Source organism: Nakamurella flava (assembly GCF_005298075.1).
Lineage (GTDB): Bacteria > Actinomycetota > Actinomycetes > Mycobacteriales > Nakamurellaceae > Nakamurella > Nakamurella flava.
In genome coordinates this window covers 1-11881 of the sequence record NZ_SZZH01000005.1, presented here as the reverse complement: position 1 = coordinate 11881, position 11881 = coordinate 1, and the positions used below count along the sequence as shown (strand labels likewise).

Annotated in this window: 9 protein-coding genes; 6 read left to right on the top strand and 3 right to left on the bottom strand. The window is 70.8% G+C overall.

From position 1 onward, the window contains the following. Nucleotides 1-114: 114 nt before the first annotated feature. From FDO65_RS17245 to FDO65_RS17235, 3 genes are read right to left on the bottom strand one after another with little or no spacing between them, the layout of a single operon-like run. Nucleotides 115-1713 carry a xylulokinase gene (locus tag FDO65_RS17245; RefSeq protein ID WP_137450982.1) on the bottom strand — a complete coding sequence of 533 codons (1599 nt, stop codon included), beginning with the start codon at nucleotides 1711-1713 and terminating at the stop codon, nucleotides 115-117. A 53-nt stretch (nucleotides 1714-1766) separates the two neighbouring features. Beyond that, nucleotides 1767-3275, bottom strand: a complete 1509-nt coding sequence (gene araA, locus FDO65_RS17240; protein WP_137451127.1) for an L-arabinose isomerase — start codon at nucleotides 3273-3275, stop codon at nucleotides 1767-1769. 17 nt (nucleotides 3276-3292) lie between these two features. After that, nucleotides 3293-3994, bottom strand: a complete 702-nt coding sequence (locus FDO65_RS17235) for an L-ribulose-5-phosphate 4-epimerase (RefSeq protein ID WP_137450981.1) — start codon at nucleotides 3992-3994, stop codon at nucleotides 3293-3295. 638 nt (nucleotides 3995-4632) lie between these two features. Here FDO65_RS17235 and FDO65_RS17230 point away from each other — a divergent pair. The 6 genes from FDO65_RS17230 to FDO65_RS17205 form a co-directional block, all read left to right on the top strand. Further along, complete coding sequence (locus tag FDO65_RS17230; protein WP_205850127.1) at nucleotides 4633-5718, top strand: ABC transporter substrate-binding protein; 1086 nt, start codon at nucleotides 4633-4635, stop codon at nucleotides 5716-5718. A 165-nt stretch (nucleotides 5719-5883) separates the two neighbouring features. After that, a complete protein-coding gene (locus FDO65_RS17225) occupies nucleotides 5884-7503 on the top strand; it encodes a sugar ABC transporter ATP-binding protein (protein WP_205850126.1) in 1620 nt (539 codons plus the stop codon). After that, nucleotides 7500-8624: an ABC transporter permease gene (locus FDO65_RS17220; protein WP_137450979.1), complete on the top strand. Its 1125-nt coding sequence runs from the start codon at nucleotides 7500-7502 to the stop codon at nucleotides 8622-8624. Before FDO65_RS17225 ends, FDO65_RS17220 begins: the two co-directional genes overlap by 4 nt. After that, nucleotides 8621-9661: an ABC transporter permease subunit gene (locus FDO65_RS17215; protein ID WP_205850125.1), complete on the top strand. Its 1041-nt coding sequence runs from the start codon at nucleotides 8621-8623 to the stop codon at nucleotides 9659-9661. Before FDO65_RS17220 ends, FDO65_RS17215 begins: the two co-directional genes overlap by 4 nt. Further along, the gene (locus FDO65_RS17210; RefSeq protein ID WP_205850124.1) at nucleotides 9645-10763 is read left to right on the top strand and encodes a LacI family DNA-binding transcriptional regulator; all 1119 of its coding nucleotides are present in this window, start codon (nucleotides 9645-9647) and stop codon (nucleotides 10761-10763) included. Before FDO65_RS17215 ends, FDO65_RS17210 begins: the two co-directional genes overlap by 17 nt. Then, a partial coding sequence (locus FDO65_RS17205) for a LacI family DNA-binding transcriptional regulator (RefSeq protein ID WP_205850123.1) occupies nucleotides 10760-11881 on the top strand: 1122 nt, incomplete at its 3' end. The genes FDO65_RS17210 and FDO65_RS17205, both read left to right, overlap by 4 nt.

The following is an 11881-nucleotide window of genomic DNA, read 5'->3' as shown; positions in this document are numbered from 1 at the left end:
GGCCCCACTCGCCCGGGGTCGGTAAGGAATGCCGCTACCGGTCGACCGGTAGCGGCATACCTTACCGACCAGGAGTCGGCTGCCAGGCCCCCGACGGCGTGGCAGCCGATCCCGTCAGCTGGCCTGGACCGCCGTCCGCTGGACGGGCAGCGCGGCCACGTAGCGATCCATGAAGGCGTCGAAGCCGGCCACGTCGGCCGGGTCCGGCTTGACCTCGTCGACCTGCGCGTCGGCGAAGACGGACGTGGCCAGGTAGTCGGCCAGCGACTGGTTCTCGCCGTGGCGCACGGCGTAGGCGGCGAGCACGGCCATGCCCCAGGGGCCGCCCTCGGAGGCGGTCTCGCCGACCGACACCGGGGCGTCGATGGCCGCGGCCAGGAAACGCTGGGCCACGCCCTTGGTGGTGAACAGGCCGCCGTGCGCGAACATCGAGTCCAGGCCGACACCCTCGTCCCGGGTCAGCACGTTCATCCCGAGCCGCAGCGTGGCCAGCGCCGAGTAGAGCTGGGTGCGCATGAAGTTGGCCAGCGACAGCGTGCTGTCGGGGGTGCGGAAGTACAGCGGGCGCCCCTCCTCCAGTCCGGTGATGGGCTCGCCGGACAGGTAGTTGAAGGCCATCAAGCCGCCGCCGTCGGCGTCGCCGTCCAGCGCCGCGTGGAACAGGGTCTCGAAGACGGCGGAGGTGTCGACCGAGGCACCAGCCGCGGCGGCGAACTCGGCAAACACGCCGGCCCACGCGTTCAGCTCGCTGGCCCCGTTGTTGCAGTGGGCCATGGCGACGAGGTCGCCGGCCGGGGTGGTGACCAGGTCCAGTTCGTCGTGCACCCGGCTCAGCTCGTTCTCCAGCACGACCATCGCGAAGATCGAGGTCCCCGCGCTGACGTTGCCGGTGCGCGGCGCGACCGCGTTGGTGGCGACCATGCCGGTCCCGGCGTCGCCCTCGGGCGGACAGACCGGGGTGCCGGCGGCCAGCGACCCGGTCGGGTCGAGCAACCGGGCACCCTGCTCGGTGAGCGTCCCGGCCGGCTCCCCGGCCCGCCGGATGGCCGGCAGCAGATCGGTCAGGCTGTGTGACAGGGCCGTTCCGGAGACCAGATCGTCGAACTGGCCGACCATCGTCGCGTTGTAGGTGCCGCTGGCGATGTCGATCGGGAACATGCCGCTGGCGTCACCGATGCCGAGCACCTGCTCACCGGTCAGCTTCCAGTGCACGTACCCGGCCAGGGTGTTGACGTGGGCGATCCGGCCGACGTGCTCCTCGCCGTCCAGTACCGCCTGGTACAGGTGGGCGATGCTCCAGCGGTGCGGGATGTTGTGCCCGAACAGCGGGCTCAGCTTCTCCACCGCCGCGCCGGTGTTGGTGTTGCGCCAGGTGCGGAACGGCACCAGCAGCTCGCCGGCGTCGTCGAACGCGAGGTAGCCGTGCATCATCGCCGAGACGCCCAGGCCGCCCAGCGAGGTCACCGCGACGCCGTACCGGTTGCGCACATCGGCGACCAGATCGGCATAGCACTCCTGCAGGCCGGTCCACACCGCGTCCAGCGAGTAGGTCCAGAGCCGGTCGACGAACTGGTTCTCCCAGCTGTGGCTGCCCACCGCCAGCGGGGTGTGGTGTTCGTCGATGAGCACCGCCTTGATGCGGGTCGATCCGAGCTCGATGCCCAGGACGGCCGTGCCGTCGGAGATCGCCTGCGGCACTGCGGGTTCACTCATGTCGTTTCCTTCGGTTGCGATGTCGGTCTGCGGGAGGACGGAAAAGTCGGCCGTCAGAGGCCCTGGGCCAGGCGGTGGTAGGCCTGGTTCCACCGGACCTCCTTGGCGAAGCCGCGGGTGGTGGTGTCGCCGTCGATGACGAGCAGCTCGACCCCGAGGATGGTGGCCAGATCGTCGACCTCATCGGTGGTCAGCGCGGTGGACAGCACGGTGTGGTGGGGGCCGCCCGCGGTCAGCCAGGCCTGGGTGGAGGTGCGGAAGTTGGGCTGCGGCCGCCAGATCGCCCGGGCCACCGGCAGTTTCGGCAGCTCGGCATCCGGCGGCACGACGTCGACCTCGTTGAGCACCAACCGGAAACGGTCGCCCATGTCGGCGATGCCGACGATGACGGCCGGCCCCGGTTCGGCGTCGAAGACCAGCCGGACCGGGTCCTCCCGGTCGCCGATGCCCAGCGGATGGATCTCGCAGCTCGGCCGGCCGGCCGCGATGGTCGGGCAGACCTCCAGCATGTGGGCGCCCAGGATCTTCTCCTCACCCGGGACCAGGTGGTAGGTGTAGTCCTCCATGAACGAGGTGCCGCCGGGCCGGCCGCGGCCCATCGCCTTGAGCGTGGCGAGGATGACCGAGGTCTTCCAGTCGCCCTCGCCGCCGAACCCGTAGCCGTCGGCCATCAGTCGCTGCACCGCCAGTCCGGGCAGCTGACGCAGGCCACCGAGGTCCTGGAAGTTGGTGGTGAACGCGCCGAACCCGCCGTCGGACAGGAACTGTCGCAGCCCCGCCTCGATGCGGGCCGCGTAGCGCAGCGATTCCCGCTGATCCCCGCCGGCCCGCAGCGCCGCGGCCAGTGTGTAGGTGTCCTCGTACTCGGCGACCAGGTCGTCGATGGCGGCGTCGTCGACGGCGTCGACCACCGCGACGAGATCGTTGACCCCGTAGGTATTCACCGACACGCCGAAACGTCGCTGGGCCTCGACCTTGTCGCCCTCGGTGACCGCGACGTCGCGCATGTTGTCGCCGAACCGGGCCAGCGTGAGCGAGCGGACGGTCGCGGCGCCGCGGGCCGCGCGGACCCAGTCGCCCACCGCGGCCAGGGTGCTCTCGTCGCTGACGTGACCGGCGACCGTCTTGCGACGCACTCCAAGCCGGGTCTGGATGTAGGCGAACTCCCGGTCGCCGTGCGCGGCCTGGTTGAGATTCATGAAATCCATGTCGATCTCGGCCCACGGCAGCGCCTGGTTCGCCTGCGTGTGCAGGTGCAGCAGCGGCTTGCGCAGCGCCTCGAGACCGGCGATCCACATCTTGGCCGGCGAGAACGTGTGCATCCAGCAGACGACGCCGATGCACGAGTCGTCGGCATTGGCCTCCAGCATGATCCGGCGGATCGCGTCGGCCGAGGTGAGGACCGGCTTGACGAGCACGGTGGCGTCGATCAGCTTGCTGTCGCCGAGCTGACCGGCGATCGCGGTCGCGTTGTCGCGGACCTGCTGGACCACCTCCGGCCCGTACAGGCCCTGACTGCCGGTCAGGAACCAGATGGTGCCGTCGGCGCCGGCGGCGGGCATGGTGGGGCGGGGGGTGCTCATCGGGCGTGTCCTTGCATCAGGGGCTGTTGGCCGTAGGCGTTCTGGTAGCGGTCGTAGAGGGCGTCGATGTCGGCCGGGTCGATCGGATGCGGCTCGCCGGTGGCCCGGGCGACGGTGACGGCGTGGGCCACCTCCTCGCACATCGCCGCGGTCTTGACGGCGGCGCGCGCGGTGCGGCCGACCGTGAACGGACCGTGGTTGGCCATCAGTACGGCGTGCGAGCGGGACGAGCGCAGGGTCTCGACGATGCCGCGGCCGATCGAGTCGTCCCCGATGCGCGCGAAGGGACCGACGGGGATGGGGCCGCCGAACTCGTCGGCCATCATCGTCAGCACGCACGGGATGGGCTCACGCCGGGCGGCGAACGCGGTCGCGTAGGTGGAATGGGTGTGGACCACCCCGCCGACCCAGTCCAACTCGCGGAAAACGTAGGCGGCCGCGGCGGTGTCGGACGACGGAGCCCGGTCACCCTCGACGACGACGCCGTCGAGGTCGGTGACGATCATGGATGCCGGCGTCAGGTCCTGGTAGTCGACCCCGGACGGTTTGACGACCAGCAGGTCCGCTCCCGGCACCCGGGCCGAGACGTTGCCGGCGGTCCAGACGACCAGGTTCCAGCGGATGAGTTCGGAGTGAAGGGCGGCGACCTCGACGCGCAGTCGGTCGATCTCACGGCGGATGTCCGGGGTGATGGTCACCGGATCACCGGCCCGGGCCGGCGCGGTGGGCGCTGGGGGTGGTGCAAGCGTTCATCGCGAAGTGCGGGCGACGTGCGCCCGGCTCCCCTTCTCTCGGCGAGGCGCCGCGCAGGTCCGCGGCGCTGGTGAACCGGCCGAGCACCGCCGCACGTCCCGCAGGTGGGGACGGACGGCTGGTCGTCGACGACCGGGAACAGCTGGAAACCCGGCGGCCGCGGGTCGAGGACGGCCGCGCCCACCGGGTGCGGCGATGTTAGCGCTCACACTCCGGGCTGCCAAGGGGGAGTTCGACGGCAACGGTGGCCGGATCGTCAACCTGGCGGGCCGCCGGGCGCCCCGGTGATCAGCGAGTCGGGCGTCGCGGTGCCGCGAGCGCGGCCAGTCGTCGCTCCAGTTACCGGATCGAGACCTCCGTCGTCGTTCCGGGGGTTGACGAACCGATTGTTAGCGCTAACACTATGGCCGTGAGTCACCTGGCTCACCTCGAGCCGCCGCCGGCGAAACCAGTCCGGCGACCTGCCGAACCGGCGCGCATCCGGAATGTCCCGGGCCGCTCCACCGGACGGGCGGGCACGTCCCGCCCCGTCGGATGTCGGTCCGCACCGCTCGAGGCTCCATTCCTGGTTGGGAGAACAACGGTGTTCAAGAAAACGTGGGCGATCGCCGCGGCGGCGGGACTGGCCCTGACCCTGGCGGCGTGTGGAGGCAACTCCTCGACCGCCTCCTCGTCCTCGGTCACGTCGGACGGGACCAGCAAGGCATCCTCCTCGGCCGCCGCCTCCGGGTCGTCCGGCTCCAGCGGCGCGGCCCCGGCCAGCGGCGAGCTGCCGCCGATCGACCCCACGGTGCTCGACGGGGCCGTCATCGGCTTCGCCCAGGTGGGTTCGGAAAGCGGTTGGCGCAGCGCCAACACCGACGACATCAAGAGGGCCGCCGAGGCGAACAAGGTCGACCTGCAGTTCACCTCGGCCGAGGGCGACCAGGCCAAGCAGATCGCGTCGATCAAGACGTACATCACCCAGGGCGTCGACGTCATCGCCTTCTCGCCGGTCGTCGAGACCGGGTGGGACAGCGTGCTGCAGGAGGCCAAGGCGGCCGACATCCCGGTCATCCTCACCGACCGTGCCGTGGACTCGGACCCGAGCCTGTACAAGACCTTCATCGGATCCGACTTCGTCGCCGAGGGGGAGAAGGCCGCCAACTGGGCCAAGAAGGAGTTCGCCGACGCCAGCTCGGTGAACGTGGTCGTCCTGGAGGGCACCACCGGTTCCGCCCCCGCCAACGACCGCGCCACCGGATGGAAGAACGTCCTCGGCAGCGACACCAAGTTCAAGACCCTGGCCTCGCAGACGGGCGACTTCACCCGTGACGGCGGCAAGAAGGTCATGGAGGGCTTCCTGGCCGCGAACCCCGACATCCAGCTGGTCTACGCGCACAACGACGACATGGCGCTGGGGGCCATCGAGGCCATCGAGGCCGCCGGCAAGGTGCCGGGCAAGGACATCAAGATCGTCTCGATCGACGGGGTGAAGGCCGGCATGGAGGCCCTGGCCGCCGGCAAGATCAACTACATCGTCGAGTGTTCGCCGCTGCTGGGCAACCAGCTCTTCCAGGCGGCCAGCGCGGTGCTGAAGGGTGACACCATCCCGACCCGCATCGTCACCGTCGAGAGCGAGTTCGACCAGGCCCAGGCCCAGGCCGCCCTGCCCGACCGGCAGTACTGATCCGGCCCGGGACGGCGGCTGGCCGCCGTCCCGTCCGCCACCGGGGTCAGGCCTGACCGCCTCCCGCTCGGGAGGACCCCGCTCCGGCGCCGGGTCGGACCACCGTGTCCGACCCGGCGCCGTCGGCGGGCTGGGCCCCGCGGGTACCACGGAAGGAAGCGAGAGATGTCGACTCCACACACTGCGGTCACCGGTGGCCCCGGCGCCGCCCCGTCCACCCCCGTGGTGGACATGCAGGGCATCACCATCACGTTCCCGGGCGTCAAGGCGCTGCAAGACGTCGCATTCCGGCTCTTCCCCGGCGAGGTGCACTCGCTGATGGGTGAGAACGGTGCGGGCAAGTCCACCCTCATCAAGGCGCTGACCGGCGTCTACACCATCGACGGCGGATCGATCTCCGTCGGCGGGGAACCGGTGTCGTTCTCGGGGCCGGCCCAGGCGCAGGCGGCCGGCATCGCCACCGTCTACCAGGAGGTCAACCTCGTCACCAACCTGTCGGTGGCCGAGAACATCCTGCTCGGGCGAGAGCCCCGGCGTTTCGGCGGACTCGGGGGCATCGACTTCCGCGCCATGCGTCGCCACGCGGCCAGGGTGCTGGCCGAACTGAACCTGGACATCGACCCGGGATCGCTGCTGGGGGCCCATTCCCTGGCCGTCCAGCAGCTGGTCGCGATCGGTCGCGCGATCGACACCGACGCCAAGGTGCTGGTGCTCGACGAGCCCACGTCCTCGCTGGACATCCGCGAGGTCGCCGAACTGTTCCGCATCATCCGGTCGGTCCGCGACCGCGGAGTGGCGGTGCTGTTCGTCTCCCACTTCCTGGACCAGATCTACGAGATCTCCGATCGCATCACCGTGCTGCGCAACGGTGAGCTGGTCGGCGAGTACCTGGTGCAGGACCTGCCCCGGCTCCAGCTCGTGTCCAAGATGATCGGCCGCGAGCTGGCCACCCTGGACGCACTCGAGGAGGGGACGAAACGCGAGGCGCGCGAACGGGTCCCGGGCGCCGAGCTGCTGACCGCGCGCGGGGTGGGCAAGAGCGGATCCCTGCAGCCCTTCGACCTCGACGTCCACCCCGGCGAGGTCGTCGGCCTGGCCGGCCTGCTGGGCTCCGGCCGGACCGAACTGGTGCGGCTCCTCTACGGCGCCGACAAGCCGGACACCGGGGAAGTGACCGTGGACTCGCGCCCCACCCGGGTGCGTACCCCCCGGGTCGCGTTGGCCAACAAGATCGCGTTCGCCTCGGAGAACCGCAAGGCCGAGGGCCTGGTCGGCGATCTCAGCATCAGAGCCAACATCGTGCTGGCGATCCAGGCCGCCCGTGGCTGGGCGCGCAAGATTCCGCACCGTCAGCAGCAGGAGCTCGCCGAGAAGTACATCGCCGCCCTCGACATCCGGCCGGCCAACCCGGACACGCTGGTGCGCAACCTGTCCGGCGGCAACCAGCAGAAGGTTCTACTGGCCCGCTGGCTGCTGACCGAACCGCGGTTGCTGATCCTGGACGAACCCACCCGGGGCATCGACGTCGGCGCCAAGGCCCAGATCCAGAAGCTGGTGGCCACGCTCTCCGACGAGGGCATGTCGGTCATCTACATCTCGGCCGAACTCGAGGAGGTACTGCGGCTCTCGCATCGGGTGGGCATCATGCGGGACCGCCGGAAGATCGCCGACCTCGTCAACGACGGCCTGACCGTCGAGGAGATCATGACGACCATCGCCGGAGAGCCGACCAACCACCCGCCCGCAGAAGCGACCACGAGCACCACCACGGAGTCGGTCCGATGAAGAACCTGCTGTCCTCGCGCCTCGCCTGGCCCGTCCTGGTGCTGGTCGCCCTGCTCCTGGCCAACTTCGCCGTCAACCCGTCGTTCTTCGAGATCACCGTCCGGGACGGCAATCTCTACGGTCCGGTGGTCGACATCCTGCGCCGGGCCGCCCCCATCGTGCTCATCGCCCTGGGCATGACCCTGGTCATCGCCACCCGCGGCATCGACCTCTCGGTCGGCGCGGTCGCCGCGCTCAGCGGGTCGTGGGCATCGATGTCCATCATCTCCTCGGCCGACCGCGCCTCCGTCGGCGTCGTGCTCACCGCCGTCGCGGTCGCTCTGATCATGGCCCTGGTCGCCGGCGCCTGGAACGGGTTCCTGGTGTCCACCCTCGGGATCCAGCCCATCGTCGCCACTCTCGTGCTGATGGTGGCCGGACGCGGCCTGGCCCAGATCATCACCAACGAGAAGATCCTGTACCCGGACAACAGCCCGGCCTACAAGCTGATCGGTGGCGGATACCTGCTCGCGGTGCCGTTCTCGATCCTGCTGGCCGGCGCGATCTTCGCCCTGACGGCCATCCTCACCCGGCGGACCGCGCTCGGCACCCTCATCGAGGCGGTCGGGATCAACCCGGCGGCCAGCCGGCTGGCCGGGATCAAGGACCGCCAGATCATCTTCCTGGTCTACGTCTTCAGCGGCTTCTGCGCCGGCCTGGCCGGCCTGATGCTGACGTCCAACTCGACCTCGGCCGACCCCAACTCGATCGGTCTGTCCATCGAGCTGGACGCCATCCTCGCGGTGGTGATCGGCGGGACCGCGCTCACCGGTGGGCGGTTCTCGCTCGCCGGGACGCTCGTCGGCGCCTTCATCATCGAGACGATGGACGCGTTCGTCGTCATCGCGATCTCGGCCCGCAGCACCGACGTGTTCAAGGCGTGTGTCGTCATCGTGGTCTGCCTGCTGCAGTCGCCGAAGATCCAGTCCTGGCTGCGGGGACTGTTCACCCGTCGACGCCCGGGCACCCCGACCGGTCCGCCGCGCGCAGCCGGGTCCGCCGAGCCGGCCGGCGCGACACCCACCGGACCGGCCTCCGGCCCCGCCGTGAACCCCACCGAGCAGATGACGAGGACGTCATGACGATCACCGAGTCGGCCGTCGCCGCGGCCCGTCCCCGGCGCCGACGCTTCAGCCGCTACGCCCAGTACTCCACGGTCGGCATCACGGTCGCCCTGCTCGCCCTCATGCTCGTGGCCGGCAGCCTGCTGTACCCGAACTTCACCTCCGGGCAGGCGCTGCTCGACCTCCTCGGCAAGAACGTCTTCCTGCTGCCGCTGGCCGTCGGGATGACCTTCGTCATCATCTCCGGCGGGATCGACCTGTCGGTCGGCGCCATGATGGCGCTCGGCTCGGTGGTCGCCGCCACGCTGCTGCAGGCCGGCTGGTCGGCCCCGGTGGTCATCGTGGCGGTCCTTCTCATCGGGTCCCTGCTCGGCCTGCTGAACGGCGTCATGGTCAGCTACTTCGGCATCCAACCGTTCATCGCGACACTCGCCTCGATGTTCCTGGCCCGGGGGCTGTGCCTGGTCATCACCGACCGGTCGATCGCCATCGACAACCCGTTCTTCCAGACCATGAACACCGCCCACCTCGATCTGTTCGAGGTCACCTCGACCAACCTGCGCGGCAAGGTCCGGGTGTCCGACGTGTACACGACGCCGTCGGTCGTCATCGCGCTGGCCGTGCTGCTGACCGCCTTCGCGGTCCTGCACTACAGCCGCTTCGGACGCACCGTCTACGCGGTCGGTGGCAACGAGAGTTCCGCCCGGCTCATGGGTATGGCGGTCTCGCGGACGAAGATCTCCGTCTACGTCATCAGCGGCCTGTGCGCCGGTGTCGCCGGGCTGCTGTTCGCCTTCTACACCGCCTCCGGTGACCCGGTGGCCGGCATCGGGTACGAACTGAACGCCATCGCCGCCGTCGTCATCGGCGGCACCCTGCTGGCCGGCGGCACCGGCTACGTGCTCGGGTCGTTCCTCGGGGTGCTGGTGCTCGGGGTCATCTACGCGTTCAAGGAGTTCGACGGTGACCTGAACACCGGCTGGACGCGCGTGATGATCGGCGTGCTGGTGCTGTTCTTCATCGTGATCCAGCGTCTCGTTGTCCGCCGAACCTGAGGCCGTCGTCGACCCGGTGACGGCCCCGGCGGTGGTCCCGTTCCAGCGGGCCCGACCACCGGATCTCTACGACGTGGCCCGGTTGGCCGGCGTCAGCCATCAGACGGTCAGCCGGGTCGTCAACCACCACCCCCACGTCCGCGTCTCGACCCGGCACAAGGTGATGACGGCCATCGCCGAGCTGGGCTACCGGAGCAACGCGGCCGCCCGCACCCTGGTGACCCGGCGGTCGAACACCATCGGGGTGATTACCAGCGCCGCACCGCTGTGGGGGCCCATCGGCACCCTGGTCGCCCTGGAGCGGGCGGCCCGGGACACCGGGTTCGGCGTCAACGTGGCCGGCATGGCCAGTATCGACCCGGCCGTGGTTGACGCCACGCTCCGCAGGTTCGTCGACCAGGGCGTGGACGGGATCGTGGTGGTGGCCCCCGAGGCCGCGGTGAGCCACATCGCCGAACCGTTCGTCACCGACGTTCCCGTGGTGCTGGTCGCGGCCGGGGCCGAGCCCGCCGTCGGCGTGCAGATCGCCGCCGTCGACCAGGAGGGCGGGGCGCGCGCGGCCGTCCGGCATCTGGTCGACCTGGGGCATCGGGAGATCGCGCACATCTCCGGCCCCGAGCCCTGGTTCGACGCCACCGCCCGTCTGCGGGGGTGGCGCCGGGAGTTGTCGGCGCACGACCTTCCGGCCGAGGTGCTGCTGTCCGGCGACTGGAGTTCGGCGAGCGGGTACGCGGCCGGGGCCCGGTTGATCCGCCGTGGACCGGTGCCGACCGCCGTCTTCGTCGCCAACGATCTGATGGCCATCGGCGTGATCAAGGCGCTCCGCCACGGCGGCCTGCGGGTGCCGCAGGACGTCTCGGTCGTCGGCTTCGACGACATGCCGGGCGTGGACTTCCTCGCGCCGTCACTGACGACGGTGCGGCAGGACCTGGACGCGCTGGGTCGGCTCTGCATCGACATGCTCACCCGCGAACCGGGCTCGCCGACAGCCGCGCCGACCACCGTGCCGGCCGCCCTTGTCGTGCGCGGGAGCACGGCCGGACCGGTCCGGGACGCCGGGTGGGCGGCTCGCCGCCCGGACGGGCACACTGAGCCGCGATGACCATGCACCGCGCCCGTCCACCGGGCCTGTACGACGTCGCCCGGCTGGCCGGCGTGAGCCACCAGACGGTCAGTCGCGTCATCAACGACCACCCGAACGTCCGGCCGGAGACCAAGGAGCGGGTCAAGGCGGCGATCGCCGAGCTCGGCTACCGGCGCAACGCCGCCGCGCGGGCCCTGGTGACCCGACGGTCCAACACCATCGGCGTGATCACCAGCTCCTCCCCGCTGTGGGGTCCGATCGGCACGCTGGTCGCGGTCGAGCACGCGGCACGGAAGGCCGGTTACTACGTCAACGTGGCCGGCATGGCCAGCATCGAACCGGTCGCCGTCGACGCCGCCCTGCGCCGGTTCGTCGACCAGGGGGTCGACGGGATCGTCGTGGTCGCTCCCGAGGCGGCGCTGAGCCACATCGCGGACCCGTTCGTCACCGACGTCCCGGTGGTACTCATCGCGGCCGGCGCCGATCCGGCCCCGGGGGTGCAGATCGCCGCGATCGACCAGGAGGGCGGGGCACGGCTGGCGGTGCGCCATCTCATCGAGTTGGGACACCGGGACATCGCCCACGTCTCGGGCCCCGAGCCGTGGTTCGACGCGACCGCCCGTCTGCTGGGCTGGCGCCGGGAGCTGGCCGCACACGGCCTGCGGCCGGGACTGCTGCGGTCCGGCGACTGGACGGCGGCCAGTGGTCACCGCATCGGTCGGCAGCTCCTGCGGCGGGCGTCGCTGCCGTCAGCGGTGTTCGTGGCCAACGACCTGATGGCCCTCGGCCTGCTGAAGGCGCTGCACGATGCGAACATCGCTGTCCCGGAACAGGTCTCGGTGGTCGGATTCGACGACATGCCGGGGGCGGACTACTTCGAGCCGGCCCTGACGACGGTGCGTCAGGACCTGGACTCGCTGGGGCGCCTGTGCATGGACATCCTGCTCTCCGCGCTGAACGGCACGCCGGCGCCGCCGCCCGTCGTCCCGGCCACCCTGGTGGTCCGGGAGAGCGCCGGTCCGCCGGCCCCCCCGCCGGGGGGGGGGGGGGGGGGGGGGCCCCCCGGGCCGGGGGGGGGGGGGGGGCGCGCCCCCGGGGGGGGGGGGGGGGGGGGGGGGGGGTTGGGTCCTCGGGCT